Source organism: Pantoea sp. DY-15 (assembly GCF_019795935.1).
GTDB classification, from domain to species: domain Bacteria; phylum Pseudomonadota; class Gammaproteobacteria; order Enterobacterales; family Enterobacteriaceae; genus Pantoea; species Pantoea leporis.
In genome coordinates, this window is record NZ_JAIMIF010000001.1 from 1674629 (window position 1) to 1696255 (window position 21627).

General features: G+C 57.9%; 15 protein-coding genes. 1 reads left to right on the top strand and 14 read right to left on the bottom strand.

Features of this window, described 5'->3' with window-relative positions:
* Positions 1 to 27: 27 nt before the first annotated feature.
* The 13 genes from tssH to putP all read right to left on the bottom strand — a co-directional run bounded on the left by tssH (position 28) and on the right by putP (position 15900).
* The gene (tssH, locus tag K5Y32_RS08210) at positions 28 to 2628 is read right to left on the bottom strand and encodes a type VI secretion system ATPase TssH (protein ID WP_222182733.1); all 2601 of its coding nucleotides are present in this window, start codon (positions 2626 to 2628) and stop codon (positions 28 to 30) included.
* Between the two features lie 331 nt (positions 2629 to 2959).
* Positions 2960 to 3451 carry a type VI secretion system effector Hcp gene (gene hcp, locus K5Y32_RS08215; RefSeq protein ID WP_064741351.1) on the bottom strand — a complete coding sequence of 164 codons (492 nt, stop codon included), beginning with the start codon at positions 3449 to 3451 and terminating at the stop codon, positions 2960 to 2962.
* A 4-nt stretch (positions 3452 to 3455) separates the two neighbouring features.
* Positions 3456 to 4979: an OmpA family protein gene (locus tag K5Y32_RS08220; protein WP_370634183.1), complete on the bottom strand. Its 1524-nt coding sequence runs from the start codon at positions 4977 to 4979 to the stop codon at positions 3456 to 3458.
* A 134-nt stretch (positions 4980 to 5113) separates the two neighbouring features.
* A complete protein-coding gene (gene tssL, locus K5Y32_RS08225; RefSeq protein WP_222182735.1) occupies positions 5114 to 5767 on the bottom strand; it encodes a type VI secretion system protein TssL, short form in 654 nt (217 codons plus the stop codon).
* Positions 5764 to 7101 carry a type VI secretion system baseplate subunit TssK gene (gene tssK, locus K5Y32_RS08230; RefSeq protein ID WP_222182737.1) on the bottom strand — a complete coding sequence of 446 codons (1338 nt, stop codon included), beginning with the start codon at positions 7099 to 7101 and terminating at the stop codon, positions 5764 to 5766. Before tssK ends, tssL begins: the two co-directional genes overlap by 4 nt.
* 15 nt (positions 7102 to 7116) lie before the next feature.
* Complete coding sequence (gene tssC, locus K5Y32_RS08235) at positions 7117 to 8664, bottom strand: type VI secretion system contractile sheath large subunit (protein ID WP_154189937.1); 1548 nt, start codon at positions 8662 to 8664, stop codon at positions 7117 to 7119.
* A gap of 29 nt (positions 8665 to 8693) precedes the next feature.
* Positions 8694 to 9191, bottom strand: a complete 498-nt coding sequence (gene tssB, locus K5Y32_RS08240) for a type VI secretion system contractile sheath small subunit (RefSeq protein WP_101764057.1) — start codon at positions 9189 to 9191, stop codon at positions 8694 to 8696.
* A gap of 369 nt (positions 9192 to 9560) precedes the next feature.
* The gene (gene phoH, locus K5Y32_RS08245; protein WP_101764056.1) at positions 9561 to 10349 is read right to left on the bottom strand and encodes a phosphate starvation-inducible protein PhoH; all 789 of its coding nucleotides are present in this window, start codon (positions 10347 to 10349) and stop codon (positions 9561 to 9563) included.
* Between the two features lie 72 nt (positions 10350 to 10421).
* Entirely contained in the window at positions 10422 to 10625 is a 204-nt protein-coding gene (locus K5Y32_RS08250) for a hypothetical protein (protein ID WP_110866394.1), read from the bottom strand.
* Between the two features lie 297 nt (positions 10626 to 10922).
* A complete protein-coding gene (efeB, locus tag K5Y32_RS08255; RefSeq protein ID WP_222182739.1) occupies positions 10923 to 12200 on the bottom strand; it encodes an iron uptake transporter deferrochelatase/peroxidase subunit in 1278 nt (425 codons plus the stop codon).
* 2 nt (positions 12201 to 12202) lie between these two features.
* On the bottom strand, positions 12203 to 13318 hold the full coding sequence (efeO, locus tag K5Y32_RS08260; protein WP_222182741.1) for an iron uptake system protein EfeO: 1116 nt from the start codon (positions 13316 to 13318) through the stop codon (positions 12203 to 12205).
* 54 nt (positions 13319 to 13372) lie between these two features.
* Entirely contained in the window at positions 13373 to 14206 is an 834-nt protein-coding gene (gene efeU, locus K5Y32_RS08265) for an iron uptake transporter permease EfeU (protein WP_222182743.1), read from the bottom strand.
* A gap of 209 nt (positions 14207 to 14415) precedes the next feature.
* Entirely contained in the window at positions 14416 to 15900 is a 1485-nt protein-coding gene (gene putP / locus K5Y32_RS08270; protein ID WP_222182745.1) for a sodium/proline symporter PutP, read from the bottom strand.
* 449 nt (positions 15901 to 16349) lie between these two features.
* Here putP and putA point away from each other — a divergent pair, with 449 nt between their 5' ends.
* On the top strand, positions 16350 to 20294 hold the full coding sequence (gene putA / locus K5Y32_RS08275) for a trifunctional transcriptional regulator/proline dehydrogenase/L-glutamate gamma-semialdehyde dehydrogenase (RefSeq protein WP_222182747.1): 3945 nt from the start codon (positions 16350 to 16352) through the stop codon (positions 20292 to 20294).
* A 40-nt stretch (positions 20295 to 20334) separates the two neighbouring features.
* Here putA and K5Y32_RS08280 read toward each other — a convergent pair whose 3' ends face one another.
* Positions 20335 to 21417, bottom strand: coding sequence for an acyltransferase family protein (locus K5Y32_RS08280; protein ID WP_222182749.1), 1083 nt, complete (start codon positions 21415 to 21417; stop codon positions 20335 to 20337).
* Positions 21418 to 21627 lie beyond the last annotated feature (210 nt).

The following is a 21627-nucleotide window of genomic DNA, read 5'->3' on the forward strand; positions in this document are numbered from 1 at the left end:
CTTGTCATTAAAAAGAACGTCACGTGTTCAGAATATAAAACTCACTTCGCCTTCTTCATTGGTGTCCAGCGTCAGGCTGTTACCTAATGTGCCGCTGGCGCGGTGCTGCAGAATCATCTGGCTCAGCACCGGCAAGATTTGCTGATTCAGCAGGCTGTCGACGTTGCGCGCGCCGGTGTCCGGCAGCAGGCAGGCGTCGGTAAGCATGTCGTACAGGCCTTCGCCGATGGTGGTGCGGATGCCGTAATGGCGTTGCAGCCGTTTGCTGACCTGCTTCAGCTTCATCTCCACGATGATTCGCATCGCCTCGCGCGCCAGCGGGCGGTAAATCACCGTCTGGAAGCGCGCCAGCAGCGCGGGCTGGAAGTGGTCGCGCAGGATCGGGCGCAGGCACTCCTGCAGGTCGGATTCGGCTGCTTCGGGCATTTCTTCCAGCAGCTGCATCAACTGATCGCTGCCGAGGTTCGAGGTCATCAGAATCACGGTGTTGCGGAAGTCGATTTCGCGCCCCTCGCCGTCGCGCATGAAGCCACGGTCAAACACCTGATAAAACAGATTAATCACGTCGCGGTGCGCCTTTTCCACCTCGTCGAGCAGCACTACGCTGTACGGACGTTTGCGCACCGCTTCGGTAAGAATGCCGCCCTGGCCGTAGCCGACGTAACCCGGCGGCGAGCCTTTGAGCTGGGAAACGGTGTGTGCTTCCTGATATTCGCTGAGGTTGATAGTGATTAACGATTTCTCGCCGCCGTACAGCAAGTCGGCCAGCGCCAGCGCGGTTTCGGTTTTGCCGGTGCCGCTAGTGCCAACCAGCAGGAACACGCCCTGCGGCCCGTTTTCTGAAGTGAGTCCGGTTTTCGAGGCGCGCAGGCGCTGCGCGATGGCGCTGAGCGCCGCGTCCTGCCCGACCACGCGGGTGGCGAGCTGGGTTTCCAGCGCCAGCAGTTCAGCCTGCTCGTCCTTCATCAGCGACGACAGCGGCACGCCGGTCCAGTCGGCAATCACGCCCGCCACGATGCGCGCGTCAACGTCGGCGGTCAGTAGCGGCTCTCCGGGTTGTAATGCGTCGAGTTCGCTCTGGAGCTGCGCGATGTTGTGTTTCTGACTGGCGTCTTTGCGTCCTTCGAGCAACTGCTGCATGCGTTCCTGCACGCCAGCGTAGCGCTGCTCCAGCGCCTCAAGCTCTTCATCGGTGGATGCAATCTGCGTGGCAATTTCAGTCAGGCGTTCCTGCGAGACCGCGCCGCCGAGCGCTTCGTCGTCGAGGATGGCGCGCTGCTCAATGTTCAGCGCATCGAGCTTCGCACGCAGGCGAGTGATGGCTTCCGGTACCGTATCCTGGCTCATACGCACGCGCGCGGCGGCGGTGTCGAGCAGGTCAACCGCCTTGTCAGGCAGCTGGCGGCCTGTAAGATAGCGGCGCGACAGCGTGACGGCGGCGCGCACCGCCGCGTCCGTGATGTGTACGCCGTGATGGTCGGCGTAGCGCGACTTGAGTCCGCGCAGCATCAGGCACGCGGTGTCGTCGTCCGGCTCGTCCACCTTCACCATCTGGAAGCGGCGCTCCAGCGCGGCGTCCTTCTCAAAATACTGCTTGTACTCGCTCCACGTGGTGGCCGCGATGGTGCGCAGTTCGCCGCGCGCCAGTGCCGGTTTCAGCAGGTTCGCCGCGTCCGCGCCGCCCGCTGCGTTGCCCGCGCCGATAATGGTGTGCGCCTCGTCGATAAACAGCAGCACCGGATTCGGCGCGGCCTGCACCTCGGTGATGATGTTCTTCAGGCGCTGCTCGAATTCACCCTTCACGCCCGCCCCCGCCTGCAGCATGCCGAGGTCCAGCGTATGCACGCTCACCGGCTTCAGGCTGTCCGGCACGTTGCCTTCGGCAATGCGCAGCGCCAGCCCTTCAACCAGCGCGGTTTTGCCCACGCCCGGCTCGCCTACCAGAATCGGGTTGTTCTTGCGGCGGCGCGACAGGATATCCACCATCTGGCGGATTTCGTTATCGCGGCCAAATACCGGGTCAATTTTGCCACTACGCGCGTCAGCGGTGACGTCGCGGGTGAAGCGGGCAAGCGCTTCGGTGGAGGGGGTTTTGGCTTCGCCTGCGGGAGATTGCTCGATAGTGCTGACCGGCATCTCCGGCTGTTCCGCTTCCGCACGCTCGTCGGACTGTGCTTCCAGCATCGGCTGCAGGCGCTCAAGCTGGCTCATGCGCAGGCTCAGCAACGGCCACAGACCTTCGCAGCGTACCAGCGACGGCTGCTCAGACAGTGCCATCAGCAGGTGAATACTGCGGATTTGCGGGTTGTTATCAGATGCTGACGCCATCAGCCACGCCTGTTTTAACAGCGCTTCTAATGAAGAGGAAAGCTGCGGACGTCCTCGCACCGCGCGCGGCTGGCGGTCGAGAAACGCCAGCAAATCCTGCCAGATGGCGTCCATATCCCACTCGTAGCGGCGCGCGATGACGGTGATGTCGCCCTCGCCCTGCTCCAGCAGCTTGAGCAGCCAGTGCTCCGGCTGGATTTCAGCGTGGGCGCGAGTCTGGCACAGCGACGCGGCGGCTTCCAGCGCCTGTGCGCAGAACGGGTTGAGGCGACGCAGTAAAGCGGCTGACTGGCTGTCCATAGCAAAATTCTCCTGATTGGGGGCACGCTACCGCCCGTCGCCATGTACCGAAGCGCATAAGGTCAGCAGGTCTGAGGTGGAAATGACTTGTGATTTCACCCGTTGGGGATGGAATCACCAGGCATCTGGCGTGGTGCGGTTTAAGGTCGCCATAAATGGCGACCCCACGATCCGCCGGGTGTAAAAATCTCCGCCCGGCGGAGGGATTACGCTAAATAGTTCGTGTCGCAGGAAGGCGGCAAGCGAGTGCAGCTCCGGGAGCTTACATAAGTAAGTGACCGGGGTGCGCGAGCGCAGCCAACGCACCTGCGGCGCGAAATATGACGCGTAATCAGGCGGTGGCGCGTTCGTTCCAGGAATCGGAATGAATGATGTTGCCGTCTTTATAGGTCCAGGTGATTTTTTCGTAGCGCAGCTCAATCTGCTCCAGATGGTTGTGCTTCTCTTTCGACGGGTCCTTAACGTCGTGCATCACCGGGTTGACCTTCACCACCTTCACGTTTTCCAGCTTGGTGTTGAAGTACTCCACTTCCTGGCCGGCGTCGCTGATGCGGTACCATTTGAACTCGGCAGACTTCAGCGTCTGGCCGGTGGTAACCGCTTTGTAGAGGTACGGGCTGGACGAGTCGATTTCCTTGGTGAAGAGGAACGGCGTATGAATGCGCGTGCCGGTCAGCTTGCCGGTGTTGTTGTCGGTCGGGATGTACAGGTTGTGTTGCTGTGCCACCACTTCGATGCTGCCTTCACGGTCCTGCACGTCCACCGAGCCCTTGATGTCCGCACCGCCGTCGTCCTTCAGCCACAGATAAACCGGAATTGCCATGTTGTTACTCCTTTTCTTCATGATTGCCGTCACCATCCTGTGATGACGGAGGGATTGCGTCCGCTGCCTGGCAGGCGTCGGCCTGCGGCACCAGACTGATTTCTACCCGCCGGTTGACCGCGCGGCCTTCCGGCGTGTCGTTGCTTTCAATCGGGCGACTCTGACCGAAGCCCTGCACCGCGAAGCAGCTTTCGTCAACGTCGCCGGTGTCGCGCATCCAGTCGCGCACGGATTCGGCGCGCTTCAGCGACAGGCGCTGGTTCAGCGCCGGATTGCCGGTATCGTCGGTGTAGCCCGCCACCACAATCAGCCAGCCCGGCTTCGCCTTGATGCCGACCAGCGCGTTGACCAGCACTTTGGTTGAGCCGGTTTTCAGCTCGGATTTACCGGAGTCGAACAGCGACAGGCTGTCGAGGCGCACGGTCTTCGGCCCTTCAACAATCTGCTGGATAACCGGCGGCGGTGGCGGAGGAGGCGCCCAGCTGTTGATTGCGGCGTCGACCGGCGCGAACAGGCGCATGCCCTGATACAGTCCGAGGCCGAGGCGAAGCGGTTCACCGCCGCGCTGCCAGCCATCAAGCAGTGTGCGATCGGCGATTAACTGCGCGCGCGCGTTAACCTTCGGCTCTGCCGGTTCACCAGACAGGTGTGCCCACAGCGTCAGATGGTCACCAATAATGCGGATCAGCCGCTGGTTGTTGAGGAACGACGCCAGCAGCGCCAGCGCCAGAAACACCGCCACAATCATGCCCGCCGCGCGCGCCAGCCTCAGGCGTCGGCTGATGCCCTGCCTGCGCGGCAAGCCAGCCAGCAGCGCATCCGGCAATGGCAGCGCGACATCGGTGCCTACGGGTGCATAAGGCAGCGTGGTCAGCCCAGTAAGATGCTGCGCCCACAGGTTGTCCGCCAGCGCCGTTACCGGCGTCAGGCAAATCCCGGCGCGGCATGGCTTCATCTGCGTCAGTGGCGTGATGTGCTTTTTCTGCCACATCAGCAGGCTGTCCAGCCACTGCATTTGCATCAGGCGCGACGGCTGCTCCCGGAACCATTCAGGCAGTGGCATCGTGTCATTACCTGCGGTACACGCCTGCAGCTCACCCAGGCCCGGCGTGATGCTGAACCATTCTGCTTCGTGGTTCGGATGTGATACCCAGCATGCAGTCCACAGCGGTGGTGCGCACTTCAGCACGCGGCGGCACTGCAGCAGCGCACGCTGCCAGCCGTGAAATTGGGAGGTGAAGTCTTCAGCAGACGTGCGCTGCTCCGGCACCACTGCAAGCAGCAGCGAGACCTGTGGCAGCAGTGCCGGACGTTGAGTGGTGATGTAGTCAACCATCGCAGCGAGTTGCTCTGGCGCATCAACCGGCAGATACCAGCCCTGCGCAGTTTCACGCGGCTGATTGCCGGAGAACAGCGATGCACTGTCGCCACACACCAGCACTACCGCGCCGCGAAAATCTTCAGGCGGCAGACGATCATCGGCCACATCGATTTTCACATCACGCTGGCGTGACTGCCGCCACAGCATCAGCCCGGCGACCAGCAGCGCCAGCAGGCACAGTGCTGCTGCCGTGATACCAGACAGCGGCCAGAAGCCGAGGATCAGCCACAATGTAAGCACCAGGGCCAGCACGATCAGCGCATGATTACCGATGCCGCGTCTCACTTGCCCATCCCCGATATGCCGGACACCATCTGCGCCAGCCAGCCGTCGAGGACGAACCACAGGCCGCCAAGCAGCACGGCGGCGGCCACCCAGCTCATCCAGTAAAAACGGCGTCCGGTGCGCATGCCTGCCGGACGCACCACCAGCGGCGCATCCTGCGCAAGGGCAAACGGTGGCACGCGCGTCGCCAGCTCGCGCACTACGTCCTCGCGACGCTCGTCATCCGGCGCGCGGTAATGGCCAACAAAACCCAGTTGCAGCGTGCGGTACAGGCAGGTCAGCACGGTCTCGTCCGCTGCGGGTTCGCGCAGCAGTTCGCGAATGCGCTCCCACAGTGCTTCGCCGCCGTTAAGCGAGTTAAAGAAACGCACCTGCAGCGGGTCTCGGCTCCAGCGCAGCCAGCCGTCGTCCTGCTGGCCACGGTTCAGTACCGCTTCGTCCAGCAGCACGCAAAAGGCGTAAAGCATGTGGTCGCGATTGGCTTCGCTAAAACCCGCCTCCGTCAGCGCCTGCCGGGCGTCGTTTACCCAGTCGGTAGCGCGGCGGTAGAGCGCATCGCCGTTGTCAATCTGCTGACCGCAGCGTAGCTGGCTGACCATCAGCCAGCCAGCGAAGAAAAGGCGTTCGGTCAGCGCATTATTGCTGTTCATGAGCGCAGTACCGCATAGAGTTCAAGTTTCAGTTCGCCCAGTGATTCCGGGGTGTAGAAGGTGCAGCCGCCGGAGTCGAGCATCGCGCGCGCAGCCCCCGTTGACAGGTCGAGCGCGAAATACTGGTTCTCCAGGCGCAGCGGGATGGCGGCAGGCACGTGCGGCAGCGGGCGGATGGTCATGCCACTAAGCGCGATGTTGACCACCTCCGACACGTCGTCGTGGCTGCCTGCCTTACACAGCAGCGGGAAGCGGCTCTGCAGCTCGTGATTCGGCAGCGAGGAGCGCACCGACAGATAGAAGTCGGCCCCTTCGCGCAGCCGCGCGTCGTGGAATCGCCCCTTCCACAGTACGCCTTCGCGGCTAAGGTCGATGGCAACCACGCGTGACGGCAGGCTGGCTTCCAGCAGTGAATCCAGCAGCGCAAACAGCGGCGGGAAAACCTGCTCCGGCGCGTCGTGGCGATAGGCCGGAATATCTCCGGCATCGTGTTCGAGTGAGAAGGTCAACAGACCGCCAGCAAGACGTGCCAGCTCGCGGTACAGCAGTTCAGGATGGCGGGTTGGCGACTGGAACAACTCCAGCAACACCGGCTCGGCGCTGTTCAGCGCGTTGAGCAGCCAGAACAGCGAGACGTCGGCGACGGCAAAATCGGCCATGCGTTCGTTGCTTTCACGGCGTAATGCCATCAAACGCTGACGGCGCGCACTCAGACGATGCAGCAGGTCACCCATCGCAGTCAGCACCGCCGGACTGGCCGACAGCGACAACATCGGCGGAATGAAGGACGTATCGCGTGTCCACTGGCCCTGCGCGTTACGCACCAGGCGCGCCACCGGACAGGTGAGATACGCGCCGTTTTCCTGACTCGCGAGACGCAGACGCAGGGCAAAACGCTGCACGGCAATGCCGGTGCGCTCCTGCCCCGCCAGCTCCTGCACCTCTTCACGACCGGCCACCCAGCGGCGCGGACGTTCGCTGTCGCTGCCGTCGTCGAGATTACCGCCATTGGCGCTCAGCAACGGCAAAGCCAACACCACTTCAACCTGTTCCTGACCGGCAGCAACAGAGAGGTCGCAGGCCGGCGGCAGGTTGTCGGAAAGCGCGGTGTCCGTCAGCGTTCCGTCGGGAAAACGCACCGTCAGACGGGTGGCGTTAAGACGAGACAGCGCCAGCGCGCCGTCGTCAAACTCCGCGTGTACAACGCCCCACGGATGCGCCAGCCCCATGCGCGCCACAGTGTCAGCAACGTGCGCGTCCCACAACGACTGCTGCTGAAACTGCTGCGGCGTCAGAAACGCCCCGTCTTCCCATAACGGTCGGTAGATTTTCATCGCGCCTCCTGCGCCTTAAGCCTTGGCCTTCGGCATCTGGCTGACCAGCGACAGGTTCACGTCCATGCCTTCCACCTGGAAGTGCGGGATGGCGAACAGCTTGACGCGGAAGAAGCCTGGGTTGTCTTCGATGTCTTCCACCAGCACTTTCGCATCGCGCAGCGGATGTGAAGACTGCAGCTCGTCGCCCGGATCGGTCATCTCGGTCACCAGCGTGCGCACCCAGGTATTCAGTTCCAGTTCAAGCAGGCGGCGATCTTTGGTGGTGCCGATGTTTTCGCGCTGAATAAGCTTCAGGTAGTGCGCGATGCGTGACAGCAGGAAGATGTAAGGCAGACGCGCGTTGATGCGGCTGTTAGCCGTCGCATCAGCGGTGTCATACAGCGCCGGTTTCTGCGTTGAGTTGGCCGAGAAGAAGCAGGCGTAATCGCGGTTTTTGTAGTAAGAAAGCGGGATGAAGCCGAGGTTAGCGAACTCAAACTCGCGGGTTTCCGGGATCATCACTTCAGACGGGATTTTCACCTGGTTGCCGGTGCCCAAATCGTAGAGATGGATCGGCAGATCCTGCACCGCGCCGCCGGCCTGCGGGCCACGGATTTGCACACACCAGCCGTTGCTGATGAAGCTCTGCACCATGTTGGCGGCGAAGGCGAACGAGGCATTGGTCCACAGGTATTTGTCGTGATCCGGGCCTTTCACTTCTTCGATGTAGTTGAAACTGCGCACCGGCACGGTATCCGGGCCATATGGCAGACGACCGAGTACACGCGGCATGGTCAGGCCGATGTAGCGTGAATCGTCGGTATCGCGGAATGACTTCCACTTGATGTACTCAGCGCGGTCAAAGTAGTTGCCGATGTCTTTGATCGCCGCCACTTCTTCCATTGAGTCCTTGAGGAAAAACTGCGGTCCGACCGAACCGATAAACGGCATGTGTGCTGACGCCGCGACTTTCGACAGGTTACGCAGCAGCGCGATGTCCTGTGCAGAGGCATCGAACTCGTAAGCAGAAATCACCGCGCCAATCGGCTCGCCGCCCGGCGTGTCGTATTCGGCGACGTAGGTTTGCAGATAGAGGCCGCTCTGGATGATTTCCGGCGCATCTTCGAAATCCTGACGCAGATCGTCTTTCGATACGTCGAGCACTTCAATTTTCACGTTCTGGCGGAAGTCAGTTTTATCCACCAGCGACTTCAGGCCGCGCCACGCCGACTCCACTTTCTGGAATTCGTCGTGGTGCATCACCGCATCGAGCTGGCGGCTGATCTGGCGGTCCAGCTCGGCGATATGGTGATCCAGCAGATTTTTATCCAGCTTCTCCACTTTCGCGCCGCTGATTTTCAGGCGCGTCAGGAATACCTGCATCGCGGCTGTCACGCGCTCGTCGGCGGTGGCATCAGACATCGCCTGATTGTCCTGCCAGACGTTGAGATCACTCAGCTCTGACACCGGATTGAGGTTGATTTTTTCAAACAGCGACGCGTAGACGCCGCCCGCAGCGGGGCGATCCAGCACGGTGGTTGCACCATTGGCATGGGTTTCATTCTGAACTGACATCAGCATTCTCTCTCTATAGTCCGTTATGGGGATGATCAGGCTTGATCGGTGGCTAACGCAGACAGCTCGCTGCGCAGTTCATCGCTGAGTGCCGGATCTTTCAGGATGGCTTCCAGTTCTTTGCGGAAAGTGACGTTATCCAGCAGGTTGGATTTAAGGTCGCGCAGCAGGTTGCGCATTGCCAGCATGGCGCGCAGCTGAGGGATTTGGCGGGCAACCTGCTCCGGCTCGAAGTCTTTCATGTCGCGGAAGTTAAGCTGAACGTTCTCTTCGCTGCCGTCACCGGCCAGGGTGTTCGGCACGGCAAATGACACCGCTGGCGCGATATCGGCCAGCACGCTGTTGAAGTTGTTTTTGTTGACGTTGATTTTTTCGCGTTCAGACAGCGGGCGGTCTTCCGCGCCGTTACTGAAATCGCCGGTCACCAGCAGCTTGAGAGGGAGCTCGGTTTTCTTCGCCGCTCCACCGGTGTGCAGGTCTAGCTTGAGGTTGATACGGGCTTTAGGGATCTCGTTCTGGTAAGAGTTGCTCATGTTTACTCCTTGTAAAAATGGCGCGGAAAGCACGCGTAGGCACACTTTCCCTGTGTGTTACCGCGCGAATATATAGCTGGAATTTTAGGAAGGCAATAAAGCGAGATGATCTTTGCGGTCTGATTTATATAGGAAATTTCTTATGATTTGAGTTAAGCCCCTGATGAACCCTGATAAAGTGACTAGGATTGTTCTTAAAATTATTTTTGACCGGGAGTGCCATTTATCACCAAAAATACTTTTACAGGTATCAATAATACAATGGCGCTAATTGTTACCGCAGGGGGATGGTATCGAGCCGAGGGGGGACACAATAAAAAAACCCGGCGCGCGCCGGGTTTTACTTAAGCTACATTCTCAATCAAACGGTTAACTGTAAGCGTGCAGCGTGCGTTGGCACAGCGCTGAACGGACGCAATCCTCTTTGCCGAAACGCACCACGCCGATCATCTCATCCTCTTCGAAGCGCGCTAACGCATCGGCAAGGCCAGACCTGGCGTGGGATGGCAGGTCGCACTGGGTAATATCGCCGTTGACTATAACCGTCACGTTTTCCCCCAGGCGAGTCAGGAACATCTTCATCTGTGCGGCGGTGACGTTTTGTGCCTCATCAAGGATCACCACCGCATTTTCAAAGGTACGTCCACGCATGTAGGCGAAGGGCGCGATCTCTACCTTGGCAATTTCGGGCCGCAGGCAGTATTGCATAAAGGAAGCGCCGAGACGTTTAACCAGAACGTCATAGACCGGTCGGAAATAAGGCGCGAATTTCTCGGAAATATCTCCGGGGAGGAAACCGAGATCTTCATCTGCCTGCAGAACCGGGCGCGTTACGATAATCCTTTCGATATCCTTATTGATCAGGGCCTCAGCCGCTTTGGCTGCGCTAATCCAGGTTTTTCCGCAGCCGGCTTCACCGGTAGCGAAAATAAGCTGTTTCGTTTCTATGGCATGGAGATAGTGTGCCTGAGCTTCATTTCTGGCTTCAATCGGCCCGCGGTCACGTGCATCACGTGCCATACCAATGGAATCCAACCCACCCATTTGCACCAGCGAAGTGACCGATTCTTCTTCACGCTGACGGTGACTGCGAGAGTCGCTACGAATAACGCGTCTTGCTTCACGACGTGCTTTGATCACTGCTTTCTGTCTTCCCATAGTGGCACCTTACAGTTGGTTTCATTTATCGCGGCGGATCACCTGCGGCGATGACTTGAACGCTTTAGAGGTTTAGTTGGCTTCCTTGTAAGCCGTGTCGAGCCAGTGAGAATGGTGTGCATCAGCGCCGAGACGCAGGCGCGCACCGGTAAAGAAAATGAGATTGAACAAGAACGATGTTTGAAAAGTAGCGAGGTTACGTTGGAGGGAAGAAATCCCCCGCAGTGGACTGCGTGTGGTGAAACTATTTAACTGTCCCAAAGAGAGACGAATCATGCGCGAACTCCAGTGGCTTAGCCACACAACTGACAACGCTTATGAATAAAGTGCATCATATTTGCGGTGGTTTGCAACATTATTTTTACGTACCGGTAAAGAAAAAAAGATAAGCGAAGCCTAAGGTCTTTTACCTTAAATTAAATTTGTCATATTTATCAAATAGATGATTTATTAACGGGTAACAGAACTTTTTAAGAACATTCGGAAGCGGTTACTTCCAGCGGAAAGTTTAAGGAATACTTAACAAATGCGCCTGCGAAGCGGTAACCACCGCAGGCGCTACACATTTATTAATCAGGCCTGCAATAACGATTGCCCAAGATAATGGTTTTTATCCGCCACGCCCGGCAACGCGAAAAAGTATCCGCCGCCAATCGGGCGAATATATTCTTCCAGCGCTTCGCCATTGAGACGCTGCTGCACGGTAATAAATCCCTTGGTTAAATCATGCTGGTAGCAAACAAACAATAACCCCATATCCAGCTGACCTGAGCCGGTAATACCGCTGGAATAGCTGTAACCGCGCCGCAGCATCAAGCTGCTGTCGGTTTCCGGCGTGCGTGGATTGGCGAGACGAATATGCGCATCCAGCGCGATAAAATCGCCATCGGGATCTTTACTGTAATCCGGTACGTCAAGCTCGTTTTTCATACCGAGCGGCGCGCCGGATAACTTCTCACGACCGAAGATGGTTTGCTGCTCGCCGAGCGGCGTGCGGTCCCACATCTCTACGTGAAAACGGATGATACGCACCGCCTGATAGCTGCCGCCGTGCGTCCACGCCGGTTCCTGCTGTTCGTGCGTGACCCACAAGAGTTGATCCATCAATGCCGGATTATGCGTATCGGGATTGGCGGTACCATCTTTGAAGCCCAGCAGGTTGATCGGCGTTTCTTTGCCGTTGCTGCGCGCCGCGTGGTCGGCAATAAAACCGTCGCGACGCCAGCGCACCGCCAGCAGATCGGGCGTGCGTTTAATGATGTCGCGCAGCGCGTGAATCACCGTATCCTGGGTGTTAGCGCAAATCTGCAGCAGAAGGTCGCCATGGCACTGTTCCGCATCCAGCGAATCATTGGGAAAACGCGTCATGGTTTGCAGCTGCGCAGGCTTGTGTTTGCTCAAGCCGAAGCGCTCATCAAACAGCGAAGTGCCGGCCGATAACGTCATGGTGAGATTGTCGGGCGCGATATCGGCACCGAGAATCCCCGAATCCATCGGCGGCAGCTGCGGATTGGTGACCGCCGGCGCCGGTCCACCTTGCGTGAGAAAAGCGAAGCGCTCAGTTAGCAAGCGGAACAGACGTTCAAGGTCAGCTTTGTCGCTCGCCAGCACATCAAACGCCACCAGCATCATCGATGCCTGCTGCGGCGTAACGATACCGGCCTGATGGGCGCCGTAAAAAGGTTGCGCCTGCTGACGCGAGTTGGGTGCAACCGTGCCGGGAGAGAAGCTATCGGCGGCAGCCGTGTGGAACGGACAACCGCCGCCGAGGGCGGCCGCGCCGCCCAACATGCCTAATCCCTGCAACAATCGACGACGCGACGGCTGCGCCGCGTCATTTTTATCACTCATGATCAATCGAGACCCAAGGTTCCACGCAGCAGGGAGAGATCTTCCGCCAGCGTGGTAATCGGGCCTTTCAGCGCGTTTCGATCGGCGGTGGTCAGTTTTTCGTACGACTCAAAGCCGTCTTTAGTGCGATATTTGCTGAGAATGCCGTCCACTTTTTTGAAGTTTGCATCCACTTTCGCCAGCAGCTGCGGATTGTTTTTCTGCAGCAGCGGTCGCAGCAGATCAACGATTTTCTGCGCGCCATCGATGTTGGCCTGGAAGTCAGAGAGATCGGTACGGCTGTAACGATCCTCTTCACCAGAGATCTTGCTGGAGGCCACTTCTTCAATCAGACCGGCCGCGCCGCCGACCACCTTCGCCGGTGGGAACGCCAGTTCGCTGATGCGGGTTTGCAGATCGAGCACATCCTGATTTAGCTTGCTGGCGAACTCTTCGGCACCTTTGGTGGTGTTATCGGCGAACAGGATTTTTTCCAAACGGTGGAAACCGGTGAATTTCGGATCTTCGTTTTTCTTCTCGAAGTCATCTTCACGCGCATCAATGCTGCCATCCAGATCGGAGAACAACTCAGCAATAGGTTCAATGCGCTCGTAATGCACGCGCGTGGGTGCAAACAGCGCTTTGGCTTTCTCGAGGTCGCCGGCTTTCACCGCATCGGTAAACGCTTTGGTGCCCGCTACCAGCTCTTTCACTTCATTCATCACGTAAACTTTGTAGTCGGCGATCGGGCCAACCAGCTCCAGCACATCCGGTTTACCGTTTGCCGGTTTCTTCGCATCGCCGCTCACCACCAGCTTGCCTTTCGGGTTGCTGAGCAGGCCGCAGGTCATGTCATATTCGCCCGCCTCCAGATTGGCGGTGAGTTTCTGGCTGAAGCCAGGCGCGATGTTTTCACGCTCTTCCACCACCATCACCCCTTTCAGGATCTCCCACTCCAGCGCTTTCTGGCTGTTGTTTTTGATGATGAACTGGGTTTTACCGGCCTGCACGTTGAGCGACATCGGCTCACATTGTTTGTCCGTCACGGTGACCGTGACTTGCGGGACGGCAGCAGTAGCCGCACCGGAAAGCGCCAGCATAGCAACCAACAGCGCCTTGCGGCGGAAGCGAATCGTCATAGTGATATCCCTGTTACATGGAAGAACAGGCGCGCAATCGCGCCTGATTAAATTTCAGCGTGTGGTACGTGCCGCGTTGACTGCAGGCCGGGCCGGGAAGAAAAATAGCAGCAGCGCCGGGATGAGATAGGCAAGCCACACCGCCACTTCGCTGACGCTTGGCGTTTCCTGGTAACCTAAAATCCCTTCCAAAAGCGTGCCGAACACCGAGTGCGTTGAGAGCGTGTTACTCATATCAAACGCCACATCCTGGAAGTGATTCCACAATCCGGCTTCATGGAAGGCGCGAATGGCACCGGCGGAGAGTCCAGCCGCGACAAACAGAATGAACAAGCTGGTCCAGCGGAAAAAGTGCGCCAGATTAAGGCGAATGCCGCCGTAATAGAGCAAAAAGCCCAGCGCTACGGCGGTTGCGAGGCCGAGCACCGCGCCGAGCGGCGGCGCATATCCTACATCCTGAGTGAAGGCGGCCAGCAGGAAGAACACCGATTCCAGCCCTTCACGCGCTACCGCCAGAAACACCATCAGCACCAGCGGGAAGCCGCTGCTGCCCTGCTTCTGCAACGCCTGATCAACCGATTTTTCCAGCGTGGCTTTGATATTGCGTGAGACTTTGCGCATCCAGAACACCATCGACGTCAGGATCACCACGGCAATCACCGCGACAATGCCTTCGAACAGCTCCTGCTGTTTCTGCGGGAACTCGCCGGTGGTTTCATTTATAAAGATGCCCAACGCCAGACAGAGCGCGGCAGCGATAAATACGCCTACCCACATGGCGGGAAACCATTGGGTGCGCTGGGTGCGTTTGAGATAGCTGGCAATCAGGCTGACGATGAGCGCTGCTTCCAGACCTTCGCGCAGCATAATGAGAAAGGGAACGAACATCACCAACCTCTTGAATTTTAAGAAGGGTAAACCTTAGGTAAAAAAACGTAAAGTGCGAACGATAGTGATTATCATTACTGAAGAGAGAAATACAAGTCACTGCAGGAAATTAATTTTGTTTTGCGTATGGGGGAGCGCGTTTTAGAGGGTGCGCACTCCTGCGCACCCGGGGGGTTCATCAAACACGTCGCCATCAATGGCGATAGAGGTTACTTGCTTTGGTATTGGGCTTCGGCGGCGGCAAAGCGCTGCTGCGCCGCTTCTGATGGGCCGCGACCCAGCAGGCTGAATACCACAATCGCAATACTGGCGAACGCGAAGCCTGGGATGATTTCATACAGCTCGGCGTAGCCATAATCTTTCCACAGCAATACGGTTAGCGCGCCAATCACCATACCGGCCAACGCGCCGTTGCGCGTCATGCGTTTCCAGCACACGCCGAACAGCACCACCGGACCAAAGGCGGCACCGAAGCCTGCCCACGCATAGCTCACCAGACCTAACACGCGGTTTTCCGGGTTGGCAGCCAACGCGATAGCAATCAAGGCAATCAGCAGCACCATCAAGCGCCCTACCCACACCAGCTCTTTCTGGCTGGCGTTTTTACGCAGAAAGCCTTTGTAGAGATCCTCGGTCAGGGCGCTGGAGCACACCAGCAGCTGGCAGCTTAAGGTCGACATCACCGCGGCGAGAATCGCTGAGAGCAAGATACCGGCAATCCACGGATTGAACAGAATACGCGCCAGTTCGATAAAGATACGCTCGCCGTTCTGGCTTACGCCCGCCGCCTGATCAGGATGCTTCTCGAAGTAGGCGATACCAAAGAAGCCCACCGCCACCGCGCCACCCAGGCACAGGATCATCCAGATCATACCGATACGACGCGCGCTGCGGATGGTGTGATGCGAATCGGCCGCCATAAAGCGCGCCAGAATATGCGGCTGCCCAAAGTAGCCAAGTCCCCAACCGAGCAGCGAAATCACCGCGACAAAGTTCAGCCCTTTCAGCATATCGAGGTTTTCGAGGCTCTTCGCCCTGATCACCGCCAGTGAATCATCCAGGCCGCCGACGGCGACAATCACGATAATTGGCGTCAGAATTAGCGCAAAAATCATCAGGCTGGCCTGTACGGTATCGGTCCAGCTCACCGCGAGGAAACCGCCCACCAGCGTGTAGAGAATGGTGGCAGCGGCACCTGCCCACAGCGCGGTCTGGTAATCCATACCAAAGGTACTTTCAAACAGACGCGCACCGGCAACCACGCCAGACGCACAATAGATAGTGAAGAAGATCAGAATCACCACCGCCGAGATAACGCGCAGCAGTTTGCTGTTATCTTCGAAACGGCTGGAGAAGAAATCTGGCAGGGTTAACGCATTATCGTGATGCTCGGTCTGCACACGCAGACGGCCCGCCACAATGCGCCAGTTCAGCCAGGCACCGATGATCAGGCCGATGGCGATCCAACTTTCGGAGATCCCGGACAGGAAAATGGCGCCCGGCAGGCCCATCAATAACCAGCCGCTCATATCGGAAGCGCCCGCAGAGAGCGCGGTCACGACGCTCCCTAAACTGCGCCCGCCGAGAATATAGTCGTCGAAGCTTTTGGTTGATCGCCAGGCGATGAAACCTATCAGCACCATCCCAAGGATATACACTACAAAGGTCACCAACATCGGTGTACTTACACTCATGAGTCTCTCCACTTATTATTCAATCCATCAAGAGAAATCTTTTTGATCAGCGCTGTCGGAACGGGACAGCAGCCTGGTTCCACCGCATCCAGAGAAAGCGATTTCTCTTAAGGCGCGGTATCCTGCCGCAAAGGGTCGGCGCGCACAATGCATTTAACACAGCTGTTACACCGGTTTCACCTTCCTTCGCTTTTTTAATGCCCGCAGGTTGCGCCTGCTCACAGTTTGAGTTGCACCTCATCGGGTTAAGGAACCGTCTTGTTGCTGGCGGTTGCAACATTGGCGAGTTTCTTGCAGCAATTTTCATGCCGCATTTATCGATTTAACACTTTAGGCGGTTCAAAGCGTGCAACCGAGGTCACATTTAACCTGGTTGCACAAAGTTGCAACATAGGTGATATTGCTGCCACGCAAGCGTTGAATCACTACTTTTCGAGGACGAGGACATCATGGGAACGACTACCATGGGGGTGAAGCTGGATGAAGCCACCCGCGATCGCATTAAACTGGCGGCCCAGAAGCTTGACCGCACATCACACTGGCTGATCAAGCAGGCCATTTTTAATTATCTGGAGCAGCTGGAAGCCGGTGAATCCGTGCCTGAAATCCCGCAGTTGCTGATTGATGCCGCCGGTGATGAAAGCGTGCCCGACGAGGCGCTGCAGCCTTTCCTCGACTTCGCCGAACATATTTTACCGCAGTCAGTCAGCCGCTCAGCGATCACCGCTGCATGGCGTCGTCCGGAAACGGATGCGGTGCCAATGCTGCTGGAACAAGCGCGTCTCCCTGCCCCGCTGGCCGAGAAAACCCATCAGCTGGCTTACAGCCTTGCCGATAAGTTGCGGCACCAGAAAGGTGCAACCGGCCGCGCCGGCATGGTGCAAAGCTTGCTGCAAGAGTTCTCGCTCTCCTCGCAGGAAGGCGTGGCGCTGATGTGTCTGGCGGAAGCGCTGCTGCGTATTCCGGATAAGCCGACGCGTGATGCGTTAATCCGCGACAAAATCAGCAATGGCAACTGGCAATCGCATCTTGGCCGCAGCCCGTCGATGTTTGTTAACGCCGCCACCTGGGGCTTGCTGTTTACTGGCCGTCTGGTGTCTACCCATAACGAGGCTAATCTGTCGCGCTCGCTCAATCGCATCATCGGTAAAAGCGGCGAACCGCTGATCCGTAAAGGCGTGGACATGGCGATGCGTCTGATGGGCGAACAGTTTGTCACCGGAGAAACCATTGCCGAAGCGCTGGCCAATGCGCGCAAACTGGAAGAGAAAGGTTTCCGTTATTCATACGACATGCTGGGCGAAGCGGCGCTGACCGCCAGCGATGCCAAAGCCTATTTGGTTTCCTATCAGCAGGCGATTCACGCCATCGGCAAAGCGTCGAACGGGCGCGGTATTTATGAAGGTCCGGGCATCTCGATCAAGCTTTCGGCGCTGCATCCGCGCTACAGCCGTGCGCAGTATGAGCGCGTGATGGACGAACTCTATCCGATCCTCAAATCCCTGACGCTGCTGGCGCGCTCGTATGACATCGGTATCAACATCGATGCGGAAGAAGCCGATCGCCTTGAGCTGTCACTTGATCTGCTGGAAAAACTCTGTTTTGAACCGGAGCTGGAAGGCTGGAACGGCATTGGCTTTGTGATTCAGGCGTATCAGAAGCGCTGTCCGTTTGTGATTGATTCGCTGATTGATTTGGCGCAGCGCAGCCGTCGTCGCTTGATGATCCGCCTGGTGAAAGGCGCGTATTGGGACAGCGAAATCAAACGCGCGCAGATTGAAGGTCTGGAAGGCTATCCGGTCTATACCCGCAAGGTGTACACCGACATCTCTTATCTGGCCTGCGCGCGCAAACTGCTGGCGGTGCCGAACCTGATCTATCCGCAGTTTGCTACCCACAACGCGCACACGCTGGCGGCGATCTACCAGCTGGCGGGCAATAACTATTATCCAGGCCAATACGAATTTCAGTGCCTGCACGGCATGGGTGAACCGCTGTATGAACAGGTTGTCGGTAAAGTGGCCGATGGCAAACTGAACCGACCGTGTCGTATTTATGCGCCGGTCGGTACCCACGAAACGCTGCTGGCGTATCTGGTGCGTCGTCTGCTGGAGAACGGTGCCAATACCTCCTTCGTTAACCGCATCGCTGATAACACCTTGCCGCTGGATGAGCTGGTCGCCGATCCGGTGGCCGCCGTGGAGAAAATGGGCGTCGCGGAAGGCGCGATTGGTTTACCGCATCCTAAAATCCCGCTGCCGCGCGATCTGTATGGCGCCAAGCGCGCTAACTCTGCCGGTCTGGATATGGCCAACGAACATCGTCTGGCGTCGCTCTCCAGTGCCCTGCTCAACAGCGCCAGCCAGCCGTGGATCGCCCAACCGCTGGTAGAAGGTGAATTGGGCGAAGGCGTCAGCCGCCCGGTGCTTAACCCTTCTGCACCAGCAGATGTGGTGGGCAGCGTGCGTGAAGCCACTGAAGCCGAAGTCTCGGCTGCACTGGATGCGGCAGTCAATGCCGGTCCAATCTGGTTCGCGACGCCACCGCAGGAGCGTGCCGCGATTCTGGAGCGTGCCGCCGAAGCAATGGAAGGCCAGATGCAGCAGCTGATTGGCCTGCTGGTGCGTGAAGCCGGTAAAACCTACAACAACGCCATCGCCGAAGTGCGTGAAGCGGTTGATTTCCTCTACTACTACGCTGGCATGGTGCGCGACGATTTCGATAACGAAACCCATCGTCCGCTTGGTCCGGTGGTGTGCATTAGCCCGTGGAACTTCCCGCTGGCGATCTTTACCGGACAAGTTGCCGCAGCGCTGGCGGCGGGTAACAGCGTGCTGGCCAAACCGGCGGAGCAAACGCCGCTGATTGCCGCGCAGGCGGTGCACATCCTGCTGGATGCCGGCGTACCGGCTGGCGTGCTGCAACTGCTGCCGGGCCAGGGCGAAACCGTGGGTGCGCAACTGACCGGCGACGAGCGCGTACGCGGCGTGATGTTCACAGGTTCAACCGCGGTGGCGACATTGCTGCAGCGTAATCTGGCTGGTCGTCTCGATCCTCAGGGTCGTCCGACGCCGCTGATTGCCGAAACCGGCGGCATGAACGCGATGATCGTGGATTCCTCAGCGCTGACCGAACAGGTGGTGGTGGATATCGTGGCTTCGGCCTTTGATAGTGCCGGTCAACGCTGCTCGGCGCTGCGTCTGCTGTGCGTGCAGGACGATGTGGCCGATCACACGCTGAAAATGCTGCGTGGTGCAATGGCCGAGTGCCGCATGGGCAACCCGGAACGTCTCTCGACCGACATTGGTCCTGTGATCGATGCCGAAGCGAAAGCCAATATCGAACGTCACATTCAGGCGCTGCGCAACAAGGGCTTCACCGTCTATCAGGCGGCGCAGGAGAATCCGCAGGACAGCAAAGAGTGGAACAGCGGCACCTTTATCAAGCCGACGCTGATCGAGCTGGATCAGGTGAGCGATCTGGATAAAGAGGTGTTTGGACCGGTGCTGCACGTGGTGCGTTTCTCGCGCAATAACTTGCCGCAGCTGGTTGAGCAGATTAACGCGTCGGGTTACGGCCTGACGCTCGGCGTGCATACCCGCATCGATGAAACCATCGCGCAGGTTACGGCGAGCGCTAAAGTCGGCAACCTGTATGTAAACCGCAATATGGTGGGCGCGGTCGTCGGCGTGCAGCCGTTCGGCGGCGAAGGCTTGTCGGGCACCGGTCCAAAAGCCGGCGGTCCGCTCTATCTCTATCGCCTACTGGCCAACCGTCCAGATGGCGCGCTGCGTATCACCTTTGATCGTCAGGATGCCGAGCGCCCGGTTGACAGCACGGTGCGTGCCGAGCTGATGCGTGCGCATCAGGCATTGCAGCAGTGGGCGCAGGATAAGCCTGAGCTGCTGGCGCTGTGTCAGCGTTACGACGAGCTGGCGCAGGCCGGTACGGTGCGTCTGCTGCCGGGCCCAACCGGCGAGCGCAATACCTTCACCCTGCTGCCGCGCGAACATGTGCTGTGCATCGCCGATAACGCAGAAGACGCGCTGACGCAACTGGCGGCGGTAACCAGCGTCGGCAGTCAGGCCATCTGGCAGGATGATGAGCTGCATCGTGCGCTGCGTACGTCTTTGCCTGCTGCAGTGCAAGCGCACGTCAAGCTGGTGAAGGATGCGCTGGCGGCGGAGTTTGATGCGGTGATTTATCACGGTGATGCCGATCAGCTGCGCAGCCTGTGTGAGCAGGTCGCGGCTCGCGATGGCGCGATTGTCTCGGTGCAGGGCTTCGCGCGCGGCGAAACCAATCTGCTGCTGGAGCGTTTGCTCATTGAGCGTTCACTCAGCGTCAATACCGCCGCTGCGGGCGGTAATGCGAGTTTGATGACCATCGGTTAACAGTAACAACGTAGGGTCGCCATTAATGGCGACCTTTTTTTCACGCCGCAGACTTACCCCGCTTCAACCCGATCAGCGTTGGAAACACAAACAGCGACTGCCCCAATCCACGATTCGTCACCTGCCACACCGCCACCGAACACAGCGAACAGATGCCAACAATCGCCAGCGGATAGAAACAGGCCCACAGAATGGAGAACCATGCTTGCTCAAACAGGTGATGGCGCTGGGCGAACAGAATCGCCGACATACCGAAGAACTCAATGAAGATGCGGTGAATCACGTAAATTTGCAGCGTGTTGCGCCCAACCCAATTCAAATAACTCATCTTGAAACGCGCGTTCAGCCAGCGACACGCCGCCACGCTACCCAGCACCGCAAGGATGCACAGGAACAGGCTCTTATCCAGACCAAAGATGATATGCAGGCCCGAGACCGCCGCCAATATCGCCCACGGCACAATGTTGTCACGACGCCATTCACTGAGACGCAGCATCATCGGGCTCCAGAACGCCCCCAGCAGGAAGAACAGGAAATACTGCGCCACGCTTTGTGGTCCCCAGTACGGAATGATCTTCTCCACCGCCAGATAGTTGAGCGCAATCGCCACCACCAGCAACGCCACTTTCTGCTGTTTAAAGATCTTGGCGCACAGAAAATAGAGCGCTAAACCGTAGAGATACCACGAGGTGCTCATGGCAAGGAATGTCAGCTTTAAGAACTCCAGCAGCGATCCGGCATACGCCGCGTTGAGGTTCTGTGAAATACGCTGCCCGGTGATCTCGGTGGAGATGCCAACAATCGACCACCACTGAATAAAGCCCCACAAAATATAGAGATAAAACAGGTTGGTGATGCGACTGGTAAACACCTGTTTCCACGGCCGATTTAAAATACCGTTAGTGGCTAATAAGCCCGAAACAAAGAAAAACGCCGGCATACGCAGCGGCGATAATACGGTATTAAACTGCACCCATATTTCTGCCGGGATCCAACCAGCCGTCAATAATTTCACCGTGCCTTCGAATCCAGGTAATACGGTGTGATACAACACCACCAGTAATATGCAGGCTCCCTTGAGGGTATTTATCCATGCGATATCTTCTTTCCTGGCGTTATTCATATGATGACTCCCGCTGCTGTTGCTGTGTAGGTCTTAAAGAAGAAGGATGAGGAAATAAGCGTTGTAGCATTTATGATTATTAAACGATTATTCAACAGGCGGGGCGGGCATGATGTAGCGAAAGTCCTAAATGTTTTTTTGTGGTCCTGATATAACAATACTTTACAGATCCAGACAAAAATAGAACCCTGAGCAGGCTAAGGAAATTTG

Coding starts and splice junctions, on each gene's coding strand:
- putA (WP_222182747.1), top strand. CDS start 16,350: ATGGGAACGACTACCATGGGGGTGAAGCTGGATGAAGCCACCCGCGAT.
- hcp (WP_064741351.1), bottom strand. CDS start 3,451: ATGGCAATTCCGGTTTATCTGTGGCTGAAGGACGACGGCGGTGCGGAC.
- tssH (WP_222182733.1), bottom strand. CDS start 2,628: ATGGACAGCCAGTCAGCCGCTTTACTGCGTCGCCTCAACCCGTTCTGC.
- K5Y32_RS08220 (WP_370634183.1), bottom strand. CDS start 4,979: ATGCTGTGGCGGCAGTCACGCCAGCGTGATGTGAAAATCGATGTGGCC.
- tssB (WP_101764057.1), bottom strand. CDS start 9,191: ATGAGCAACTCTTACCAGAACGAGATCCCTAAAGCCCGTATCAACCTC.
- efeU (WP_222182743.1), bottom strand. CDS start 14,206: ATGTTCGTTCCCTTTCTCATTATGCTGCGCGAAGGTCTGGAAGCAGCG.
- tssK (WP_222182737.1), bottom strand. CDS start 7,101: ATGAAAATCTACCGACCGTTATGGGAAGACGGGGCGTTTCTGACGCCG.
- putP (WP_222182745.1), bottom strand. CDS start 15,900: ATGAGTGTAAGTACACCGATGTTGGTGACCTTTGTAGTGTATATCCTT.
- tssC (WP_154189937.1), bottom strand. CDS start 8,664: ATGCTGATGTCAGTTCAGAATGAAACCCATGCCAATGGTGCAACCACC.
- efeB (WP_222182739.1), bottom strand. CDS start 12,200: ATGAGTGATAAAAATGACGCGGCGCAGCCGTCGCGTCGTCGATTGTTG.
- phoH (WP_101764056.1), bottom strand. CDS start 10,349: ATGGGAAGACAGAAAGCAGTGATCAAAGCACGTCGTGAAGCAAGACGC.
- efeO (WP_222182741.1), bottom strand. CDS start 13,318: ATGACGATTCGCTTCCGCCGCAAGGCGCTGTTGGTTGCTATGCTGGCG.
- K5Y32_RS08280 (WP_222182749.1), bottom strand. CDS start 21,417: ATGAATAACGCCAGGAAAGAAGATATCGCATGGATAAATACCCTCAAG.
- K5Y32_RS08250 (WP_110866394.1), bottom strand. CDS start 10,625: ATGATTCGTCTCTCTTTGGGACAGTTAAATAGTTTCACCACACGCAGT.
- tssL (WP_222182735.1), bottom strand. CDS start 5,767: ATGAACAGCAATAATGCGCTGACCGAACGCCTTTTCTTCGCTGGCTGG.